Source organism: Priestia sp. FSL W8-0524 (assembly GCF_038005965.1).
GTDB classification, from domain to species: domain Bacteria; phylum Bacillota; class Bacilli; order Bacillales; family Bacillaceae_H; genus Priestia; species Priestia zanthoxyli.
In genome coordinates this window covers 4,746,082-4,766,615 of record NZ_JBBOUG010000001.1, presented here as the reverse complement: position 1 = coordinate 4,766,615, position 20,534 = coordinate 4,746,082, and the positions used below count along the sequence as shown (strand labels likewise).

At 37.5% G+C, this 20,534-nt stretch carries 22 protein-coding genes; 18 read left to right on the top strand and 4 right to left on the bottom strand.

Features of this window, described 5'->3' with window-relative positions; translation table 11 throughout:
• The first annotated feature begins 145 nt into the window (after nt 1-145).
• The 3 genes from galU (at nt 146) to NST66_RS24940 (ending at nt 3,334) form a co-directional block, all read left to right on the top strand.
• A complete protein-coding gene (galU, locus tag NST66_RS24950; RefSeq protein ID WP_028412001.1) occupies nt 146-1,030 on the top strand; it encodes a UTP--glucose-1-phosphate uridylyltransferase GalU in 885 nt (294 codons plus the stop codon).
• A gap of 246 nt (nt 1,031-1,276) precedes the next feature.
• Nucleotides 1,277-2,560, top strand: a complete 1,284-nt coding sequence (locus NST66_RS24945) for a nucleotide sugar dehydrogenase (protein WP_028412002.1) — start codon at nt 1,277-1,279, stop codon at nt 2,558-2,560.
• A 66-nt stretch (nt 2,561-2,626) separates the two neighbouring features.
• Entirely contained in the window at nt 2,627-3,334 is a 708-nt protein-coding gene (locus NST66_RS24940; protein ID WP_028412003.1) for a WecB/TagA/CpsF family glycosyltransferase, read from the top strand.
• Nucleotides 3,335-3,370: 36 nt separating this feature from the next.
• On the opposite strand, the gene NST66_RS24935 is transcribed toward NST66_RS24940, so the two are convergent.
• Both NST66_RS24935 and NST66_RS24930 read right to left on the bottom strand, forming a co-directional pair.
• Nucleotides 3,371-4,900, bottom strand: a complete 1,530-nt coding sequence (locus NST66_RS24935; protein ID WP_028412004.1) for a flotillin family protein — start codon at nt 4,898-4,900, stop codon at nt 3,371-3,373.
• A gap of 20 nt (nt 4,901-4,920) precedes the next feature.
• Nucleotides 4,921-5,454 carry an NfeD family protein gene (locus NST66_RS24930; protein ID WP_013059777.1) on the bottom strand — a complete coding sequence of 178 codons (534 nt, stop codon included), beginning with the start codon at nt 5,452-5,454 and terminating at the stop codon, nt 4,921-4,923.
• Nucleotides 5,455-6,083: 629 nt separating this feature from the next.
• Between NST66_RS24930 and NST66_RS24925 the strand changes: the two genes are divergently transcribed.
• Nucleotides 6,084-7,136 (top strand): glycosyltransferase family 4 protein, encoded by a 1,053-nt coding sequence (locus NST66_RS24925; RefSeq protein ID WP_013059776.1) that lies wholly within the window; start codon nt 6,084-6,086, stop codon nt 7,134-7,136.
• A gap of 38 nt (nt 7,137-7,174) precedes the next feature.
• Here NST66_RS24925 and NST66_RS24920 read toward each other — a convergent pair whose 3' ends face one another.
• Nucleotides 7,175-8,173, bottom strand: a complete 999-nt coding sequence (locus tag NST66_RS24920; protein WP_028412005.1) for an LCP family protein — start codon at nt 8,171-8,173, stop codon at nt 7,175-7,177.
• 195 nt (nt 8,174-8,368) lie between these two features.
• Entirely contained in the window at nt 8,369-9,004 is a 636-nt protein-coding gene (locus NST66_RS24915; protein ID WP_013085443.1) for a YigZ family protein, read from the bottom strand.
• 438 nt (nt 9,005-9,442) lie between these two features.
• Between NST66_RS24915 and NST66_RS24910 the strand changes: the two genes are divergently transcribed.
• From NST66_RS24910 to csrA, 14 genes are all read left to right on the top strand, one after another.
• Nucleotides 9,443-10,591, top strand: a complete 1,149-nt coding sequence (locus tag NST66_RS24910) for a sensor histidine kinase (RefSeq protein ID WP_013059773.1) — start codon at nt 9,443-9,445, stop codon at nt 10,589-10,591.
• A 77-nt stretch (nt 10,592-10,668) separates the two neighbouring features.
• The gene (locus NST66_RS24905) at nt 10,669-11,352 is read left to right on the top strand and encodes a response regulator (RefSeq protein WP_013059772.1); all 684 of its coding nucleotides are present in this window, start codon (nt 10,669-10,671) and stop codon (nt 11,350-11,352) included.
• A 378-nt stretch (nt 11,353-11,730) separates the two neighbouring features.
• Nucleotides 11,731-12,162 (top strand): flagellar export chaperone FliS, encoded by a 432-nt coding sequence (gene fliS / locus NST66_RS24900; RefSeq protein ID WP_081732844.1) that lies wholly within the window; start codon nt 11,731-11,733, stop codon nt 12,160-12,162.
• Between the two features lie 120 nt (nt 12,163-12,282).
• On the top strand, nt 12,283-12,720 hold the full coding sequence (locus NST66_RS24895) for a YaaR family protein (protein WP_033580405.1): 438 nt from the start codon (nt 12,283-12,285) through the stop codon (nt 12,718-12,720).
• A gap of 106 nt (nt 12,721-12,826) precedes the next feature.
• Nucleotides 12,827-13,672: a DegV family protein gene (locus NST66_RS24890; protein ID WP_033580406.1), complete on the top strand. Its 846-nt coding sequence runs from the start codon at nt 12,827-12,829 to the stop codon at nt 13,670-13,672.
• A gap of 97 nt (nt 13,673-13,769) precedes the next feature.
• The gene (locus NST66_RS24885) at nt 13,770-15,260 is read left to right on the top strand and encodes a DEAD/DEAH box helicase (protein WP_251440682.1); all 1,491 of its coding nucleotides are present in this window, start codon (nt 13,770-13,772) and stop codon (nt 15,258-15,260) included.
• Nucleotides 15,257-15,949: a ComF family protein gene (locus NST66_RS24880; RefSeq protein ID WP_028412011.1), complete on the top strand. Its 693-nt coding sequence runs from the start codon at nt 15,257-15,259 to the stop codon at nt 15,947-15,949. The genes NST66_RS24885 and NST66_RS24880 overlap by 4 nt, the downstream gene beginning before the upstream one ends.
• A 61-nt stretch (nt 15,950-16,010) precedes the next feature.
• Nucleotides 16,011-16,424: a TIGR03826 family flagellar region protein gene (locus NST66_RS24875; protein ID WP_249887147.1), complete on the top strand. Its 414-nt coding sequence runs from the start codon at nt 16,011-16,013 to the stop codon at nt 16,422-16,424.
• A 165-nt stretch (nt 16,425-16,589) separates the two neighbouring features.
• The gene (gene flgM, locus NST66_RS24870; RefSeq protein ID WP_014457790.1) at nt 16,590-16,844 is read left to right on the top strand and encodes a flagellar biosynthesis anti-sigma factor FlgM; all 255 of its coding nucleotides are present in this window, start codon (nt 16,590-16,592) and stop codon (nt 16,842-16,844) included.
• A 21-nt stretch (nt 16,845-16,865) separates the two neighbouring features.
• Entirely contained in the window at nt 16,866-17,327 is a 462-nt protein-coding gene (locus tag NST66_RS24865; RefSeq protein WP_340843781.1) for a flagellar protein FlgN, read from the top strand.
• A gap of 18 nt (nt 17,328-17,345) precedes the next feature.
• Nucleotides 17,346-18,869 carry a flagellar hook-associated protein FlgK gene (flgK, locus tag NST66_RS24860; protein ID WP_340843726.1) on the top strand — a complete coding sequence of 508 codons (1,524 nt, stop codon included), beginning with the start codon at nt 17,346-17,348 and terminating at the stop codon, nt 18,867-18,869.
• A 9-nt stretch (nt 18,870-18,878) separates the two neighbouring features.
• Nucleotides 18,879-19,760, top strand: a complete 882-nt coding sequence (flgL, locus tag NST66_RS24855; RefSeq protein ID WP_340843725.1) for a flagellar hook-associated protein FlgL — start codon at nt 18,879-18,881, stop codon at nt 19,758-19,760.
• Nucleotides 19,761-19,841: 81 nt separating this feature from the next.
• On the top strand, nt 19,842-20,264 hold the full coding sequence (gene fliW, locus NST66_RS24850; RefSeq protein ID WP_028412016.1) for a flagellar assembly protein FliW: 423 nt from the start codon (nt 19,842-19,844) through the stop codon (nt 20,262-20,264).
• 24 nt (nt 20,265-20,288) lie between these two features.
• The gene (gene csrA, locus NST66_RS24845) at nt 20,289-20,519 is read left to right on the top strand and encodes a carbon storage regulator CsrA (protein WP_029714345.1); all 231 of its coding nucleotides are present in this window, start codon (nt 20,289-20,291) and stop codon (nt 20,517-20,519) included.
• Nucleotides 20,520-20,534: the final 15 nt, after the last annotated feature.

The window sequence follows — 20,534 nt, the reverse complement described above, 5'->3', positions numbered from 1 at the left end:
AAATCTTTTGTTATGATAAAGCAGAATCCAACATGACTCTTTATAAAAAGAAATGGATTCAACATGACTTTGTGTACATACTCAATCGAAGACTTACTATACTATAACCAATAAGCACGATTGACATTGACAGGAGGAAAAGTAAGTGAAAATTCGTAAAGCTATTATTCCAGCAGCTGGATTAGGGACACGCTTTTTGCCGGCTACAAAAGCACAGCCTAAAGAAATGCTGCCAATTGTAGATAAACCAACGATTCAATACATTGTGGAAGAAGCAGTAGCATCAGGTATTGAAGATATTTTAATTGTAAGCGGTCGCGGAAAACGAGCAATCGAGGATCATTTTGATAAATCATATGAGCTAGAAGAAACATTAGCGGCAAAGGAAAAGTGGGACATGCTTGAAGAAGTGCAGGGGATTTCGAATTTGGCTAATGTTCACTACATTCGTCAAAAGGAACCTAAAGGATTAGGTCATGCCATTCACTGTGCAAGAAGTTTTATCGGAGATGAACCGTTTGCTGTTATGCTAGGGGATGATGTAGTTCAATCAGAAACACCTTGTTTGAAACAGTTAATGGACGTATACGAAAAATATGAATGCGCTGTAGTTGGTGTACAGGAGGTGCCTAGGAAAGAAACCTCAAAGTACGGAATTGTAGGCCCTAAAGGAGAGCCTCTTGAAAAAGGATTATTAGACGTAGAAACGCTCGTTGAAAAACCGAATCCAGAAGATGCCCCTTCAGGCTATGCAATTATGGGGCGCTATATTTTAACACCGGAAATTTTTGATATCTTAAGCAGAGAAGAGATTGGTGCAGGTGGAGAAATTCAATTAACAGATGCTATTTTACGTCTGAATGAATTTCAACGTGTTCTTGCTTATTATTTCGAAGGAAAACGTTATGATGTTGGAGATAAATTTGGATTCATTAAAGCAACAATTGATTTAGCCTTACAAAGAGAACCGCTGCGAGAAGAGTTAGTGAGCTATTTTAGAGAAATTGTCGAAAAAGAAGGGCATATGTAAAAATAGATTTACTAGGAGAACTATTGGGAATCATGGAGATTTTCAATAGTTCTTTTGGGTTAGAGCCCGTTGTACAAAAGATGGTTATATCGTTTATTGATGAATTCTCATAAAATGTTACATAATAATAAGTAAAAGAAATTATTTCATGTTTTTATATAAATGCTATCATGAAATGACATTTTTCGATATAATATCAGATAGGTTTTATTTATTAAGCATGTCATATAAAGGAGATTTTCTGCAATGACAAAGAAATTGTGTGTAGTTGGTTTAGGATATATAGGTTTACCGACAGCTGTTATGTTTGCCAATCACGGCTTATATGTACATGGTGTTGACGTAAATGAAAAAGCAGTAGAATTAATTAAAAATAAGCAACTTCATATAGAAGAAAATGGCTTACAAGAACGTTTAGAATCAGCAGTTGACAACGGCCACTTTACGGTAGGCACAACAGCTGAAGAGGCGGATATTTTTATTATTGCTGTACCATCACCAATTAATGAAGATAAAACGGCAAACTTGAACTATGTTCGAGAAGCGACAAAATCAATTGTTCCTTACGTTCGTAAAGGAAATTTAGTTATTTTAGAATCCACAGTTCCTCCGCGTACAGTAGAAGACGTTATGCTACCTGTGCTAAAAGAAACTGGTTTAGAATTAGGCAGTGAGTTATTTGTTTCTCACTCACCTGAACGTGTTATTCCAGGAAAAGTATTTGAGGAACTAGTAAATAATGACCGTATTGTCGGTGGTATTAACGAAGAGTCCAGTCGCTTGACTGTTGAGCTTTATAAAACATTTGTAAAAGGAAATATTCACGTAACGGATGCTACAACAGCTGAAATGGTGAAAGTAATTGAAAACACATATCGTGATGTGAACATTGCCTTTGCAAATGAGCTGGCAAAAATCAGTGAAAAAATTGGTGTAAATGCGTGGGAAGCGATTAAGTTAGCGAACTATCATCCACGTGTAAACATCCATTTACCAGGTCCTGGTGTAGGCGGCCACTGTATTGCTGTTGACCCTTGGTTCTTAACGGAGCTTCAGCCAGAACTTGCAAAAATTATTTCTCTTTCTCGTCAGACAAATGATTCAATGCCTGAATATACAGCATTAAAAACGAAAAGCCTACTAGATGAGAAGGGCATTCAACATGGACGTGTAGCTGTTTTAGGTTTAGCTTTTAAAGGAAATATTGATGATATGCGTGAAAGTCCATCAACGGATGTGCTTCATCACTTAGAAAAGCTAGGTGTTGATTACACAGCATTTGATCCTCATATCAAAGAGAATAAAATCGAACGTCAGACGCAAAGTTTGGATGAAGCTGTTGCACATGCAGATGTGATTCTTATTTTAACAGATCATAATGAGTTCAAAGAGCTTCTTCCATCAGCTGTTGAAAATCATATGCGTACAAAGATTATTTTTGATACGAAAAACTGCATTCAGCGTGATCAATGGAAAGCAGCAGGCTTTGACGTAGTGTTACTTGGTGATTCAAAAGTTTCTACTTTATAAAAAGACGGGCTGAACAGCCTGTCTTTCGTTTGTAAAAAACTAAAAAATCAACATACGGGTGATTTAATGAAGGAAAACATCTTAGGAATAGACGTTTGTAGCGACACGTACGATGAGCTAGCGGCAAAGTTACTTCAGGATATAGATAAAGGCCGAAAATCATTTATTGTAGCAATCAATCCTGAAAAAATTATGAAAGCACAAGAAGATCAGGAACTAAAGTCACTGTTAAATCAAGCGACTTATCAAATTCCAGATGGAATCGGTGTGATTTTAGCTTCAAAGCTCAAAAAGGGACGTATTCGTGAGCGTGTAACGGGTATTGATATGATGCTGAAGCTGTGCAAAGAAGCAACTAATAACGGTAAAAGAATTTTTTTATACGGAGCCAAGCCCGGCATTGCAGATGAAGCCAAAGCTAAATTGGAAGAGATGTTTCCAGGGATTTTAATTGTTGGAACATTAAATGGCTATGAAAAAAATGAAGAAGTCATTGAACGTACGATTAATGATTCAGGAGCAGAAATTGTGTTTGTCGCTTTAGGCAGTCCAGCGCAAGAAAATTGGATTATTGCTCATAAAGAAAAACTCAATCCTTCTGTTTATCAAGGCGTAGGCGGCTCGTTTGATGTTATTTCAGGACGATTGAACCGGGCACCGGCTGTTTTTCAAAAATTTGGTTTAGAGTGGCTTTATCGACTATTAAAAGAACCATGGAGATGGAAGCGTCAGTTAGAATTGCCTAGGTTTCTTCTTCGAGTGTTAAGAGGTTAAAAAAGCATGCGGATGATATCCGCATGCTTTTTATTTTTAGATATCTTCTTTTTTGTTTTGTTGCTTGATTTCATCCGTTAGTTCGTGCAAGCTCTGGCGCACATTTCCTTTTCCAGAAAAGTTCTCAATCAATTCCTTTACATCTATACCTGAGGATGCTTTCAGCGATTCTTGAAGAGAAGACATTAAGTTTGTTGCATAACCAGTCACTTTATTAGCTCCGCTGTTTTCACCGTTGCTTCCTGTATCCACAACCGTAATTTTATCGATATTTGCTAAAGGACTTGCAACTTGTTTTGCATATTCAGGAAGCATTTTGATAATCATATCTAAAATAGCCGCTTGACCAAACTGCTCGAATGCTTCCGCAACTTTTTGTTTAGCCTCTGCTTCTGCTAAACCTTTTAAGCGGATAATCTCAGCTTCAGATTCACCTTGGGCACGCTGAGCGTCAGCTTTTGCTAAACCATCAATTCGAACGCGTTCAGCTTCAGCTTTAGCCATTGCTTCAATTCGATATTTGTTGGCGTCAGCTTCCGCAAGCTGTTTTGCTTTTTCAGCTTCTGCGGATTGCTCAACAGAGTAACGATCTGCATCTGCTTTCTTTTTTACTTCAGAATCGTATTGACGCTCACGACGAAGAATTTCTTTTTCTTCTAATTCAATTTGTTTCTGACGTTCAATAATGCGGATTTGCATTTCTTGTTCTGTTACATCTTGTTTCGCGCGAGCTGTTTCTAGATCATACGCTTGGTCAGCACGAGCTTTGGCAATATCTTGTTCGCGACGATATTCAGCGGTTTTTAATTGATTCATTTTTTCAGCTTCCGCGATTTCTGTATTTCGCTCAAGCTCCGCTTTTTGGGCATCTTTATGAGCCTCGGCACGCTTGATTCTTGTTTCTTTTTCAGCTTCCGCTGTTGCAATGTCAGCATCTCGCTTAACTTGAGCAATACGAGGCTTCCCTAGCGATTCTAGATAGCCGTTCTTATCCCGAACGTCTTTAATTGTAAACGATACAATAATTAATCCCATTTTAGCTAGATCTTGTGAAGCTACGCGCTGTACTTCTTGAGAGAATTTTTCACGGTTTTTATAAATTTCTTCGACCGTCATAGAACCAAGAATCGAACGAAGGTGACCTTCTAAGACTTCTCTAGCTTCGGTTTCACGATCTTCTTTTGCTTTGCCCAAAAACTGCTCAGCGGCCGTTGCGATTTCTGAAATAGAACCTCCAATTTTGATGATTGATACCCCATCAGCCATAACTGGAACACCTTGTTCTGTATATACTTCAGGTGTAGATACTTCCAGTTTGCTTGACAACAAGCTCAGAGGCTCAGCCTGCTGAAAAACTGGCAGCACAAACGTACCGCCGCCGCGAACAATTTTAATGCGGTTTCCGGATTCATCGACGTGCACGTTTTTATTTCCGAGATAGCTCCCTGTTACAATTAACGCTTCATCTGGACCTGCTGTACGGTATTTTGTAATAAATACGGCAATCAGCGCAATTAATAAAAAAACAACAATTCCAACGACAACTAATATAGGTGTTGAAAACATAAAACTCCCCCTAATACTATTTATAATGAGTGATTGGTCATAACTTCTTCGTAAATCACAACGAGTGCGTTGCCCCTTTGTATATCTACCACAAGCACTTTGCTGCCTAAAGGTATAGCAGTGTTTTTAAAGCTGGCAGCGGGTTTGGAGATCGTGCCGCTAACCCCTTCGATAAATACTTCTCCATAACCATCTGCAGGAACGGAAGTAATAATGGTACCAAGTCTTCCTTTTAACGAATCTTCAGTAAAAGCAAGAGACTCTTCAGCCGATGATAAAGGAATCAATACGAAAACGTTGAGCAAAATAACGAGTAGAAGGGCAATAAGAGCGGAAATCGAAATAATCCAATAATTTTGCAATGACGTATAGGTGAACAAATATCCACTGGCACTAAAGAATGTTAAAAAAGAAAAAAGAAGAGTGGGGTTAAAAAAAGGTATTGCTTCAGATAATCCATCTAACAAATCGCTAAATAAAATGTATAAGAAGGTGAGACTTCCGCAGATAATTAATCCATACAAATACACTGTTTGAACAGATAGACCAAACATAGTTCATTCAACACCCCCTTTATGTAAGATGATTGATACTGTTTCTACTATGTATTACGAACCGTATCAAAAAAAGTTTCATTTTTTTGATAAAATTCCTTTTTTTGTTTGATTTTATCTCTGTCCATTTCACTATATTTTAACTTTTAAATGATATAAGATAAGGACAACGATTCAGCGAATGTGGTTTGACGTAGTGGACATGCATAGGTCAAAAGTTTGTTCATATAATGAGTGGGGCCATGTGAAATAAAAATAAAGGTTTAAATATGCTTAATAAAAAGGAAAAAGAGTTAAAGATGACGAATAAATTAGACGAAAAGGGGGGAGTTCGCTTATATTTTAATAAAATATAGTAAAGAAAATGTTCTACATAAAATAACCACATAAGAATAAAGTAAATCAGCTGTTTATACACCAAAAAATACAGTTCTTTTCTATTAATAGTTTGTAAATGTGCTAATTTTTGAGAATAAATTTCTATTTAAGTAGTAGAATCATTGTGATATAATCCATTTTGGGAATAAGTAAGTAATTATTGTTATACGCAATTTGAAATACTATCCAATTATATAAAGTTGGATACATTTTTTATGGTTTTGGTTAACATAAACCTGAGGAGGGTCTCCATGCTATATTTGACCTTGTTTATTTGTTTTATTACATCTATTCTGATCACTCCGCTGGTTAAGAAGCTGGCGTTTAAAATAGGTGCAACGGATAAACCAAATCAACGAAAAGTTCATCAAAAAATTATGCCTCGCCTTGGAGGTTTGGCGATATTTTTTAGTTTTCTTATTGGATACCTCGTTTTACAGCCTGACAGTAAATATGCGCTGCCGATTTTAATCGGAAGCATCATTATCATCATTACCGGTGTCTTAGATGATATGATTGAGCTATCCGCTAAAATTAAATTAGGCGGTCAGCTAGTAGCGACATTAATTGTTGTTGTATACGGTGGAGTCCAAATTGACTTCATTAACTTGCCGTTTGGCGGAAAATTAGAATTCGGAATGTTAAGTATTCCAATTACGGTATTATGGATTGTAGGAATTACCAATGCTATTAATTTAATTGATGGATTGGATGGATTAGCTGCCGGCGTTTCCTCTATTGTATTGATTACCATCTCTGGTATGGCTATTATGATGGGTAATGTGTTTGTGACAAGCATGGGTTTCATCGTATTGGGAAGTACGCTCGGATTTTTGTTTTACAACTTTCACCCCGCTAAGATTTTCATGGGCGATACAGGAGCACTATTTTTAGGCTATATGATTTCTGTATTGTCTCTGTTAGGATTTAAAAATGTAGCGGTTATTTCCTTCATTGTTCCAGTTATTATTTTAGGGGTACCAATTTCAGATACGTTCTTTGCTATTATTCGCCGAATCGTAAAAAATCAACCGCTATCGGCTCCTGATAAATCTCATTTGCATCATTGCTTGTTGCGCTTAGGGTACAGCCATAGACAAACGGTTTTAATTATTTATGGAATGAGTGCGATATTTGGCTTAGCGGCAGTTATCTTTTCAAAGGTACAAACAATGTGGGGGTCTTTTCTTGTACTAGCTATCCTCCTTGTGGCGATTGAAATTATCGTTGAAAAAATAGGATTAGTTGATAAGACATATAGGCCAATTCTTAACATGGTTCGTGGGCTTCGTTTAAAAAATTAATTAAAAAGACCTCTTGGATATCCAAGAGGTCTTTTTAATTATTCTGTTGTATCTGAAGTTGATTCAATGCCTAAATGCTTGCGGAGCTTTTCACTTACTTTTTCCACTGAATCATTGTCTAGTTTGAAGTAGTAAACGCCGTTAATTTTTTCATCGCTACCGTCTAAGTTAATGGTTTCGATGTCTACTTTTTTCGAAGCGTAATCATAAAACGAAAGCATTTCACCGAACATTAAATTCGTTTTCATATTATCGCCAACAGCTTCGATAAGATTGCCATATTTATTAAGTGATCCAATGGAAGCAGCTTTTTTAATCATGGCTTCGATCAACTGCTGCTGTCTTTTTCCTCGCTCAATATCGTTGTCTTGTTTTCGTGTTCGAGCAACAGCTAACGCTTCTTCACCATTTAAATGTTGGTTTCCTGGTTTTAAGACAATAGCATTATGACGATCTTTTGAGTCCTTTTCACTCATCGCATAAGGTACATCAAAATCGATTCCCCCAAGTGAGTCTACAATGTCTGTGAAAGCTTTAAAATTCACTTTAACATAGTAATCAACAGGGACATTAAACAGCTGTTCTACCGTTTCTACAGTTGCTTTTGGACCTCCGTACGCATGCGCATGCGTAATTTTATCTTTTTTGTTCACTTCAGGTATATAAACCCGCGAATCTCGAGGTATGCTTACAAGCTTTACGGTTTTATTTGTTTCGTTAAAGGTCGCCAAAATCAAAGCATCTGTACGGGCTGATTTTCCGAACTTCCTGGTTTCACTGTCATCTACGCCCATAAATAAAATGGATATATCATCTTTTTTGGGATCGATTTTACGATCACGCATAGGAGAGTTATCGCGATCTCCAAGTCCTTCATAAGAATCAGAAGCTACTGTTTTAGCCTTAACAAATAAATAAGAGCCATAAGCGGTTGCAGAAAGCCCTAAAATAAGGATAGGTAACAGAAAAAATGTAAAAAGCCTTCGTTTTCTTTTCCGTTTGTTTACTCTTTTTTGAAAACGTCTATATTGAGCCATACGGTTTCTCCTTTTATTCGTATATTCGAACACTTATTGTGACACTTAGTATGTGTTATAAATTGGAATGTATGAATCAAACTCGTCAAAGCTATGCGTCTTTACGAGGTTTTTACTCATTGACAAGTAGCGCAACCATCAGAATAGTTGCGCTATTTATCAATTGTACAATGTTTTTTAATAAGAGTAAATAATTCATTCTACATCTTCTTCTAAATAGGTCGTCTCACCTGCTCGAATATCTGCTTGGCCGTTTGTTAGCTCGGTCATCCATTCAGTAAATGCTTCTGTTTGAGCTTCCTCTACAAATGTTTCAATCTCTACCATGTCTGCGTAGTGGATTTCTTTTAATAGATAAACGGAACTGCGAAGCTCATTTTCTAATTTTCCAAGCCATGTATAGTCGACGGTTGTATGCATAACCGCCATGAGAGTTCGTTTGACTGTACCTAATTCATTTAACGCTTCGGAAACGGATTTTCCATACGCGCGCACTAATCCACCTGCGCCCAATTTAATACCTCCGAAATAGCGCGTAACGACGACTACCGTATCTTTTAAGCCTCTCTTTTTAAGCACTTCTAACATTGGTACGCCTGCTGTTCCACTTGGTTCTCCATCATCGTTTGCTTTTTGAAATTGATCTCGTTCTCCAATTAGGTAAGCTGAACAGTTATGAGTAGCATTCCAGTGCTGTTTTTTAATGTCTTGAATAAATTGCTGAGCTTCTTCCTCAGTTGTTACACGTTTCATATGACAAATGAATCTAGATTTTTGAATAGTGATTTCATGTGAACCTTCTTGTTTTACGGTATAATATTGTGATAACAATCAAAAAATCCTCCTTAGCGTTATAAATAGAAGAAAAACGGGTATTTACGTACTGTTTACTTGCTATTAGTATAAAATGTTTATGAAAAGACATCAATTAATCAAATTCAACATCACTTAAACAAGCCATACAGAATATACGTTATAATAAAATAGTGTGCAGGCTTGTATAGCTAAATAATGAAATGATTTAAACAGGCAGTTAGTCACTGTTGAAGAGTGAGCGTAAATGGTAATCTATTCAAATAACGCGAGTCAAGCGTCGATTGATGTCGAGTTTGAGGGTACTAAAACAACCGTTACTTTTTGGATATAAAAAGTCAGATAGGGAGAAAATATGGATCTTATCCTCACAATTCAGATAGGTCATACGAATACTATATATAGCATGAACGTATAGACATTTCTCCGAATGTGAGTATAGTTTGGGGTGAGTAAATGTCGAAACATAAATTAACAAGCAAGGCACTTGATGAAATTTTTGAGAAGATTATTGGCACAGTGGGAGATAGTAAAAATGAAGTCTATCGCCTTTCTGAAGATGCCAGACAAGAATATCAGCAAATTAAAGAAGAGTTAGAAGTGTTAAAAGGAAAAGTTCTTGAGACGATAGAGCAAGGTGATAAATTGGAAACTCAGGCAAGGTTGGCTCGAAAGCGTTTGTCTGATGTGAGCCGACATTTTCAAATTTATTCAGAGCCTGAAGTAAAAGATGCTTATGAAAAAGCACACGAATTACAAACTAAGCTGCTGATGAATCAGCAAAGCGAATATCAGCTGCGTAATCGTCGAGATGAACTAGAAAGACGCTTGCTTACATTGGAAGAAACGATTAAACGTGCAGATCACTTAGTAGGTCAAATTTCCGTTGTGTTAAATTATTTAACAAGTGACTTAAAACAAGTAGGGGAAATAGTAGAAGATGCTATTCAAAAAGAGTATTTTGGCTTTCGGATTATTGAAGCTCAGGAAGAGGAACGGAAACGTTTGTCAAGAGAGATTCATGACGGCCCAGCTCAAATGCTTGCAAATGTTATGATGAGATCGGAATTAATTGACCGAATTTACCGGGAACGTAGTGCAAAAGAAGCAATGGAGGAAATTCGAGATTTACGAAAAATGGTTCGTTCTGCCCTATACGAAGTACGTCGAATTATATATGATTTAAGACCGATGGCACTTGACGACTTAGGTCTAATTCCGACGCTGCGTAAATATCTTGATACAATCGAAGATTATAACGAAGGCAAGCCTCGGATTACGTTTATTTCCATTGGACAAGAGAAGCGAACTGCTTCAAAATTAGAAGTAGCACTGTTTCGTCTAGTGCAAGAAGCTGTAACGAACGCATTAAAACATGCAGACGCGACGGAAATCCAGGTGAAGATAGAGTTCAACAATGAACACGCTATTTTGCTGGTCAAAGATGACGGCTGTGGTTTTAATCAAGAAGAGAAAAAAGAGAATTCGTTCGGCTTAATAGGAATGAAAGAGCGTGTTGATTTGTTAGATGGGACTATTTCTGTTCATTCGAAAATTAACCAAGGCACGCTTGTTATGATTAAAGTACCGATTATAGCCGCTTAAAAAGGCAGAGATATGTATATAAATAGGGGTCAATATAGAGTAAAACATTTGTTGTTCGATTTGGGGAGGAATCAAACATGCAGACAAGAATTATCATAATCGACGATCACCAATTATTCCGTGAAGGAGTAAAAAGAATTTTAGATTTCGAAAAAGATTTTGAAGTAGTTGCAGAAGGTGACGACGGTAGCGAAGTTATTGACCTTGTAGAAGAACATCAACCTGATGTTGTAATCATGGATATTAACATGCCGGCTGTGAATGGTGTAGAAGCTACGAAAAAGCTTGTAGAAGTAAATCCGGATGCTAAAGTTATTATCTTATCTATTCATGATGATGAGACGTATGTAACTCATGCCTTGCAAACAGGGGCACGAGGCTATCTGCTAAAAGAAATGGATGCGGATGCGTTAATTGAAGCGGTGAAAGTAGTTGCAGAAGGTGGTTCATATTTACACCCTAAAGTAACACATAGTTTAGTAAAAGAGTACCGTCGACTAGCAGCTCAAGGACAGTCGTCTTCTTATCCGCACGAACCAATTGAGATTCGCCGTCCACTGCATTTGTTAACACGTCGTGAGTGCGAAGTGCTACAATTGTTGGCTGATGGTAAAAGTAACCGAGGAATCGGAGAAGCATTATATATTAGTGAAAAAACCGTTAAAAACCATGTGAGTAATATTTTGCAAAAAATGAATGTAAATGATCGCACGCAAGCTGTTGTTGTGGCAATCAAAAACGGTTGGGTAGAAGTAAGATAAGTTCAAAAGTCCGATATACCGCTAGGTATATCGGACTTTTTTTTTCTTTTTATAACTTTTTTTGAAATTGTGGGTAAAAAGTCATGTGTAATGAGAGAGGAAACCAACCGATAAGTTAAGGGAAGAAGATATCTTCTAGGAAGGCGAAGGGTGATACCTCTGTGCATTTACTCGTCCTTCAACTTTCGACAAAAGCATCCATACCTCAAAACAATGTCCATCCATTTGATGCAAGCTCTTGTAAAGGAAGGTCTTCAATACATTCAGATACATATGAGGTCGTAAAAGAATTTATTCAAACCTCAACTGGTATACTTTAAAAATTTAAGAGTTATAGCGCAACACATAGAAAATGGATTTAAAGAAGGCAAGAAGGTGATGAAGCTGAATTTTATAACGGAAGAATTAATCTATCATAAATCTCCTCAAGAGCTAACAGCTATGATGTATGAAAAATTTATTCAAAATATTGATGAAGCTGTTAGAGCAATTCAACACAGCGATTATTTTACAGCGAATGAAAAAATTAAACAGTGCAACGATATTTTATATCGTCTAGGAATTGGCTTAACATATCAAGCAGGTATTATTGCAGAGCAGTTAGATACCCTTTACAACTATATGTCTGAGAGATTAATTATGGCTAATTTAAAAAAAGATACGTTTATTTTATGTGAAGTTCAACAAATGATGAAGAAGCTTTCTAACGCTTGGAATGAAGTGTTAAAAGAGACGCCTAAAGTTACCTCTTCGCCCCGCAAAAACAAGCTGTCTTCTTATGAACAGCACATACGTATTACTCTTAGCTAAAGGATAATCATCATATCCACGCATCAGATGCCTCTCGAAACTTTTCAGCTAATCAAGCAAGCGCATCTAAAAGTCTAAACTGAATGAAGTGTATACTAACAGAGAAAGGAGAGATACATAGTGGAGTTACAGCGAATTAACGGTCTTTCTTCTTCCGTGAATCTCATTAGAGAAAAAGAAGTAAGTAGTTCGGCTTCATTTACAGGAGTAATGGTAAAGAAACAAAAAGAACTGACCTATGAACATTTAACTCAAGTGATAAATAAAATTGAAGAACAGGGAAAGCAGTTAGTAAAAAGTCAAACTATTGATTCTTTGCGGAAATACAAGACGCTTGTGAAGCAGTTTATGAACGAAGTCGTTAAAAATGGTTTTGAACTGCATGAAGAAAGAGGATTTAACCACAGAGGAACCACTAAAGTATATAAGCTAGTGAAAGAAGTGGATACGAAACTAGTTGACTTGACAAACGATATCCTTCAAAAAGAAAAAGACAGTTTAAATTTACTCAAGCAGGTAGGGGAAATTCAAGGTTTGTTAATTAATATGTATACGTGAAGGAGCTTTTACTAATAGGTAAACCTCTCGTTACATGCATTTTAATCCTAAATGTTGTAGAATAGAGTGAAATTATTTTATATAACAAAGGATGGATCCCTATCTTATGAAAACAGCAATTATTACAGATAGTACCGCCTATATATCAGAGGAAATTCGATCAAACTATCATATACATATGGTACCGCTAAGCGTTATTTTTGGTGAAGAAACATATCGTGAAGAAGTAGATATGACTGCAAATCAATATTTTGAAAAAATTAAAGAAGCAAAAAATCTTCCAACCACTTCTCAGCCTGCTATTGGAGAATTTGTAGAGTTGTTTGAACAGTTAAAACGAGATCAGTTCGATGCTGCTATCGTTATTACGTTATCTAGTGGAATTAGCGGAACGTATCAGGGTGCTTTGACGGCAGGTAGCATGGTAGAAGACTTTGATGTGCACGTATTTGATTCAGAAATCAGCTGTATGGTTCAGGGCTTTTATGCGATTGAAGGAGCCGAGATGGTCCGATTAAATAAACATCCTGACGAAATCATTGCGCGTTTCGAAGAGATGAAACTATCAATGCGTGCTTATTTTATGGTAGATGATTTATCTCACTTACAGCGCGGAGGTCGCCTAAATGCTGCTCAGGCTATTATTGGCAGTCTTCTTCAAGTAAAGCCCGTGCTCCATTTTGAATCTAAAAAAATCGTTCCGTTTGAAAAAATTCGTACGCGTAAGCGAGCATTAAAACGAATTACCGAGCTTCTTGATGAAGATGCAAAAGAAAACGTACCTATGAAAGCTGTAGTTATTCATTCTAATCGTGAAAATGAAGCAAAAGAAATTCAACGAGACTTAGAACAAGAATATCCTCATATTGAATGGAGCCTTTCTTATTTTGGGGCTGTCATTGGCACGCATTTAGGTGAAGGTGCCATCGGTATAGGCTGGTATAAAAAGTAATCGAAAACCAAATCATTTGATTTGGTTTTTTTGCAGGAAAAAACACCTTTTTTTGCGTATATAGATGTGTACGATAAAAATGGAAAGGAATGAAGAGATGCTTTTTACTGTTAAACAAGAACTGCTAGATCCCGTTCAAGTGCCTAGTCCTGATGCTTTTCCTCTCTCTCAAATCGATACGTGGAGAACTCCACCTTTAAATCCTTCATACCCTTACTCTTTAGATCTTCAGCGCTCTTTAAGCGGAAAGCAGCTGCTACTCAATCAGACTCCCTATCCTTTACCCCTCATTCATGAACATTACCTAAACGGATATATTTCCTATCAAAAAGCAATTACCCAAAAAGAAAATCGATACAGATGCAACCGGTGTGGAAGTGATAGCCCTTTTTATTTCGCTTCATTTCCATGCAGTAGATGTCACCAGAACTGCTACTATTGCCGAGCATGTATTGTAATGGGCAAAGTAAGTGAATGCACACCCTTTATAAACTGGGAAGGGCCAGCAAGTAATGTCCTGCCAAAAAGCAGCGTGATGAATTGGAAAGGCACGCTGTCTAAAGCTCAAGAACGTGCTTCAAATGAACTCATTCAAGCTATAAAAAAGGATGGAGAGCTGTTAATTTGGGCTGTTTGCGGAGCAGGAAAAACGGAAATTTTATTTAAAGGTATTGAATCCGCGTTGAACAGCGGAAAGAAAGTCTGTATTGCTACTCCAAGAACAGACGTGGTTATTGAGTTAAAGCCAAGAATTCAATCGGCATTTCCGGATATATCTGTGCTGGCTATGTATGGAGGCAGCGAAGACCGTTTTCATGAATCCTCTCTTATTATTTCCACCACTCATCAACTTTTGCATTATTATCAAGCATTCGATGTGCTGATTATTGACGAAGTAGATGCATTCCCGTATTCAACAGAGCCTATGCTGCACTATGCTGTTGCAAAAGCAGCTAAACACGTTGCGTCAAAGATTTATTTAACAGCGACTCCAAGTGAATCATTAAAAAAAGACGTTGAGCAAGGAAAAAAACAAGTAGTTAAAATTCCAGCCCGCTATCACCGAATGCTTATTCCTGTTCCTCGGTTTGAATGGTGTGGCAATTGGAAGAAAAAAATAAAAACAGATACCTTGCCTGCTAATGTTGAGAAATGGGTAAAAAAAAGAATAGATGAAGGGAAACAATGCTTTGTCTTCGTCCCGCAAATTAAGTGGATTGCTCCGATCACAGACATGATTCGAAAGCTGACCGAAAAGGTAGACGGTGTCCATGCTGAAGATTCCCAGCGAAAAGAAAAAGTAATGAAATTTAGAGAAGGGCAGCTCGTTATTTTAGTAACGACAACCATATTGGAGCGAGGCGTAACGGTGCCCAACATAGATGTTGCAGTATTGGGAGCAGAAGAAACGATTTTTACTGAAAGTGCTCTTGTGCAGATTTCAGGAAGGGTGGGGAGGAGTGCTCAATTTCCAACGGGAGACGTGGTCTTTTTTCATTATGGACAATCTCTGTCTATGCGAAAAGCAAAAGGACATATTGAACATATGAATGCTCTAGCTTATAAGGAAGAGCTGATTGATCGATGACAATATGTCTGATTTGTTTTGAACCTCTTGTCTCTTCTTTCGATTGGAGGTCATTGTTAAAATCTTCTTCAACGGATAGGATTTGCACTGTTTGCTTGCAAAGATGTCCCATCATCACCAGTAGCGTTTGCAGGGGATGCGGCCGCTCTCTTGCAGACCTGGCTCCTTCTCATTATGAGCTAGACACATGTAAGGACTGTCAGAAATGGAATGATGCTTCTTTTTTTAACCGTTCTCTTTATACGTACAGTGATTTTATGCAAAGCATAATAGAGCGTTTTAAATTTCAAGGAGACTATGAAATTATCCAAGCATTCAAGGAGCAGTGGTATAAGTTCTATAAAAAAGAATGTAACCCAAAAGCTATACTAGTTCCTGTACCTTTAACGGAGGAGAGATTATACGAAAGAGGGTTTAACCAATCTTTAGCACTAGCTGAACTGATCAGTGACAACATAGAAATGCCTCTTGTTCGTTGTTCAGGAACAAAGCAATCAAAGAAAAATAGGCGAAGTCGGCTGACAGAAAGGCTGGAATTTAAAGTAGTCGACTCCTCAATGGTTACGAATCAAGAATTTCTCTTGATTGATGACATTTATACAACAGGAGCAACCGTGCGCCAAGCGGCAAAGTGTTTGCAGGAAGCTGGGGCACGTTCAGTTCGTTCGCTCACTTTAATTCGTGCATGAAGATGTATAATTTAAAACTTTGACCGATAGTAAAATAAAAAACAAATGAGGAGCTTGGAATATGGAAATGTTAGATAATTGCAGTGAATGCGGTCAATTATTTGTAAAGAGTGGGTCAATGAACATATGTAAGTCATGTTTTGAAAAAGAGGAAATCCTTTTTCAACGTGTTTCTTCTTTCTTAAAAAAAAGAGCAAATCGCACGGCAAGCACAGAAGAAGTAGTGAACGAAACGGGTGTTTCAGAGTCATTAATTCATCAGTTTATTCGACAAGGTCGCTTAGTGCTAAATAACTTTCCAAATATAAGCTATCCATGCATACAATGCAACGCTCAGATTCGGGAAGGGAAACTTTGTCATTCATGCTCTCAAGAAATTAAACAAGGGTTGGAAAAGCATAATCGTGAGCAGCTTCGCTCAAATGAAGAGACGACGCGTGCAACCTATCGTTCTCACGACAAGAAAAAAAAATAAAACGATGCTGAGACTGAAACTTTGCCCATTCTCTATCTATAGACCTATGTTTAAGATGGAATGTGAAAATGGTCTCAACTTCCTTGCTAACGCTAAAGGTTTAGGTTGAAATTCCGATATAATGAATAGAGATAACGGATACAAATATAAAAAGAGGTGAGAGAGATGAAGATTAACCCATCGAACTTATTTGGAATAAATCCGTACAAAAAACAATCAGAAAAAACAGAACAGGTCTCTAAAAAAAATCCACAAGATCAGATTCATATTTCATCTGAGGCGAAGAAACTTCAGGGAAATGAACCATCTCCAGAAAGACTTGAAAAATTGGAGAAGCTCAAACAGCAAATTAACAGCGGAACATACGAAATTAACGGAAAAGAAATTGCTAAAAGTATTGTAGATTTCTATAAAAAATAAAAGGACTGACACTTCTTGAACGTGCAAGAAATTCAAACGATACTAGAAAAACAAATAACACTTCACAAAAGTTTGTCTGTTATTGTGAAAGAGAAGACGGGTTTTATTATTGAACAAGATGTAAAAGCATTGACGGCTTCTTTACAAAAAGAGCAATCTCATATAGCTGCTATTTCTGCACTGGAAACAAAACGTATAGAAGCAATGGAAAAAAGCGGACATACTGCTCGCTCCATTGAAGAAATAGCAGGCTCATTCTCTGAATACTCCATCTTGATACCCTTTCAAAAACAGCTAATAGATATCATTCAAGATATAAAGTATGCAAATGACTTAAACAATCAGCTACTCACACAGTCTTTACAGCTGATTCATACCGAACTAGACCTTCTTGTTCCATCGAAGCGAGAGGATTCGTTCAATTACACAAAAACAAATAATAGATCGTTTCAGTCCAACTCTATTTTTAATTCGAAGGCATAAAGAACGGAGGAAAGCAGAATGAGTTCAACATTTCATGGTTTGCAGGTGGCTAAACGAGGAATGGATGCCCAACAAGCGGCTCTTTACACGATTGGCCATAACGTATCTAATGCAAATACGCCGGGCTATACGCGTCAGCGAGTAAGTTTAGAAACGTTCCCAGCTTATCCGGCCCCAGGGATGAATCAGACTGGGACTGCGGGTCAAATAGGAATGGGAGTAGAAGCCAGCACGGTAGAGCGAATACGTGATACATTTTTAGATACCCAGTATCGAGATGAAACCATTAAAGTGGGGTATTGGGATGCACGCGCTGGTGCTCTTGAAAAAATGGAGGAAATTATGAATGAACCTACTGAAGATGGACTTTCAGCTGTTTTTAATCAATTCTTTGAGTCCATTCAAGATGTAGCTTCACACCCTTCAGAAGCAGGAGCCAGGTCTGTTATGATTGAACGAGCTGAAGCAGTAGGCGATACTTTCTCTTATTTATCTACTTCTTTAAAAACGATTCAAGGTGATTTACAAAACGAGCGTGACGTAGCCGTAACACAAGTAAATTCGTTGCTAGAGCAAATAAATAATGTGAACCAACAAATACAAAACGTAGAACCAAATGGCTATTTACCTAATGATTTGTATGATGAAAGAGATCGGCTGCTAGATGAGATTTCTAAATTTATGCCGGTTTCTTTAGAGTATACAAAAAGCAGCGGGAACGCTTCTGCGCCGTCAGAAGGAGTAGTAACTGTTCAGCTTCAAACGTCTCAAGGGCCTATTACTCTTTTAGATGGGAAAACGCATCAAGTAAATGCTATCAGCTTGACAACAAATCAAGATTCCTATGTAACCGAAATTCACATAGGGAATGAGATACGGAACCCTGAGTCATTTCCTCAAGGAAAACTTAAAGGGTTAATTGAGGCTTCTGGATACGTAGATAATAATGGTAATAAAGCAGGTGTTTACGCTTCAATGATTGATGGTTTAGATGAAATGGCATATGAATTCGTAAACTGGTTTAATGATGAGCACCAAAAAGGTGTCACGCTAGATGGTGATACGGGTATTTCCTTTTTTAATGAGATTTCTCAGAAAGAAGGAGCTGCAACTGGAATCGTGATTGCTGATATCATTAAACAAAACACAAACAATGTTGCTGCCGCTTCTTCGTCTGCTCTTAGTGATGATGAAACTGGCCGCAAAGGGGATGGGAAAAATGCTCAGGCATTGTCTCAATTTCGTCAAGACGTGCTTATTCATTCCGGGAACCGAGATGTTTCACTAGATGGATTTTATCAATCTGTTATTGGACAAATGGCAGTAGATGCCCAACAAGCGAATCGTTTAAAAAGTAATTCAGAAACTCTTCAGGGAGCTGTAGAGCAAAGGCGCCAGTCTACAAGTGCAGTTTCATTAGATGAAGAGATGACGAATATGATTCAGTTTCAGCATGCGTATAACGCAAGTGCCCGCATGGTGACGATGATTGATGAAATGCTTGATAAAATTGTAAACGGTCTTGGAACTGGAGGAAGGTAGGGGGAAAAGATGCGTGTCACACAAGGAATGTTAGGGGCTAATTCGTTAAAACAAATTAGCAATAGCTACAATAAATTAGAAACACTTCAAAATCAATTATCAACGGGAAAGAAAATCACCCGTCCTTCGGATGACCCAGTAGTAGCTACGAAAGGAATGGCTTATCGTTCGAATCTTTCAGAAGTAAATCAGTATAAACGTAATTTAACAGAAGCCCAGTCTTGGTTTGATAATTCAGAATCGGGACTGGAACAGGTGAACTCTATTCTTCAGCGTACGAAAGAACTGGTTGTACAAGGATTAAACGGGACGTATGGAAGCGATGATCGACAAGCAATTGCACGTGAAATTGAACAGTTAAAGATGGATTATATGCAAGTAGGTAATACGCAAGTGGCAGGGAACTACATTTTTAACGGTGTAAATGTAGGAGCGCCACCTGTTAGTGAGGACGCAAGTGGTACAATCAAGTCAACTATTAACCTAGATCCTTTTTCAGTTGAGGTATCAAAAGGTATCCAGCTGAGAGTCAATATTCATTCTGAAAACATCTTTGGACAAGATTCATTTGACTTAATGAACAATCTCCAAACCGCCTTTGAACAAGATGATGTAAGCTCGCTAAAGGACCTCTCGACCCAGTTAGATACTCAGATATCTACGTTATTAGCAGAGAGATCTGAATTGGGAGCAAGGAGCAATCGACTCGAGCTGGTTGGAAATCGTCTTGATTCACAAGAAATTACGGCTACTAAGATGCTTTCAGACAATGAAGATGCAGAAATTGAAAAGGTTATTACGGATCTAACCGTACAAGAAAGCTTGCATCGTGCTGCCTTAGGAGTAGGGGCTCAAATTATTCAGCCTACGCTGCTAGATTTCTTGCGTTAAAAAGCTCCTTCTGAACAGAAGGAGCTTTTTTATAATGAAAAAAGATAACAAGAAAAAATTAATTAGCAAAGGTGTGATGAGATGAAAATTTCCACAAGCTATCATGGAGATATAGAAATAGATAATCAGCAAACACTGACATTTAATCAAGGGATTCCAGGATTTTTGGAAGAAACTGAATTTGTTATTTTACCACTTCCGGAAGCCGAAGCTTTCCAAGTTCTGCAGTCTACTCAAACCAAAGAATTAGCTTTTATTATCACGGATCCATTTCAGTTTTTTTTAGATTATGATTTTCAACTAGAACCTCAGGAAATCGAAAAGCTTCAATTACAACAAGCGGAAGATGCAGCTGTTTACGTATTGCTTACGATGTCAGATTCTGTGGAAAAGATAACGGCTAATTTGCAGGCTCCTGTTATTATTAATACAAAGCAACAGCTTGCTAAGCAAGTGATTTTAATGAATACAGCTTACGAAACGAAGCACAGGTTATTTGAGTAACAGGAATAGATAAGGAGTGAGTCCATGCTTGTTTTAACACGAAAGTTACATGAAACAATCAAAATAGGTGATGAAATTGAAGTGACCGTCCTTGCAGTTAATGGTGATCAAGTAAAGTTAGGAATTCAAGCTCCAAAGTCTGTAGATATTCATAGACAAGAGATTTATGAAGAAATACGTAACGAAAATAAAAGTGCTTCTCAAATTACATTACATGCTATTGATATGCTGAAACAATTACCGAAAAAGAAATAAAACAATCAGGTTGAA

Coding starts and splice junctions, on each gene's coding strand:
- NST66_RS24930 (WP_013059777.1), bottom strand. CDS start 5,454: ATGTTTGGTCTATCTGTTCAAACAGTGTATTTGTATGGATTAATTATC.
- NST66_RS24940 (WP_028412003.1), top strand. CDS start 2,627: ATGAAGGAAAACATCTTAGGAATAGACGTTTGTAGCGACACGTACGAT.
- NST66_RS24880 (WP_028412011.1), top strand. CDS start 15,257: ATGACAATATGTCTGATTTGTTTTGAACCTCTTGTCTCTTCTTTCGAT.
- NST66_RS24925 (WP_013059776.1), top strand. CDS start 6,084: ATGCTATATTTGACCTTGTTTATTTGTTTTATTACATCTATTCTGATC.
- NST66_RS24945 (WP_028412002.1), top strand. CDS start 1,277: ATGACAAAGAAATTGTGTGTAGTTGGTTTAGGATATATAGGTTTACCG.
- flgK (WP_340843726.1), top strand. CDS start 17,346: ATGAGTTCAACATTTCATGGTTTGCAGGTGGCTAAACGAGGAATGGAT.
- NST66_RS24890 (WP_033580406.1), top strand. CDS start 12,827: ATGAAAACAGCAATTATTACAGATAGTACCGCCTATATATCAGAGGAA.
- NST66_RS24920 (WP_028412005.1), bottom strand. CDS start 8,173: ATGGCTCAATATAGACGTTTTCAAAAAAGAGTAAACAAACGGAAAAGA.
- NST66_RS24910 (WP_013059773.1), top strand. CDS start 9,443: ATGTCGAAACATAAATTAACAAGCAAGGCACTTGATGAAATTTTTGAG.
- NST66_RS24905 (WP_013059772.1), top strand. CDS start 10,669: ATGCAGACAAGAATTATCATAATCGACGATCACCAATTATTCCGTGAA.
- fliW (WP_028412016.1), top strand. CDS start 19,842: ATGAAAATTTCCACAAGCTATCATGGAGATATAGAAATAGATAATCAG.
- NST66_RS24875 (WP_249887147.1), top strand. CDS start 16,011: ATGGAAATGTTAGATAATTGCAGTGAATGCGGTCAATTATTTGTAAAG.
- NST66_RS24935 (WP_028412004.1), bottom strand. CDS start 4,900: ATGTTTTCAACACCTATATTAGTTGTCGTTGGAATTGTTGTTTTTTTA.
- NST66_RS24885 (WP_251440682.1), top strand. CDS start 13,770: ATGCTTTTTACTGTTAAACAAGAACTGCTAGATCCCGTTCAAGTGCCT.
- flgL (WP_340843725.1), top strand. CDS start 18,879: ATGCGTGTCACACAAGGAATGTTAGGGGCTAATTCGTTAAAACAAATT.
- csrA (WP_029714345.1), top strand. CDS start 20,289: ATGCTTGTTTTAACACGAAAGTTACATGAAACAATCAAAATAGGTGAT.
- fliS (WP_081732844.1), top strand. CDS start 11,731: ATGAAGCTGAATTTTATAACGGAAGAATTAATCTATCATAAATCTCCT.
- flgM (WP_014457790.1), top strand. CDS start 16,590: ATGAAGATTAACCCATCGAACTTATTTGGAATAAATCCGTACAAAAAA.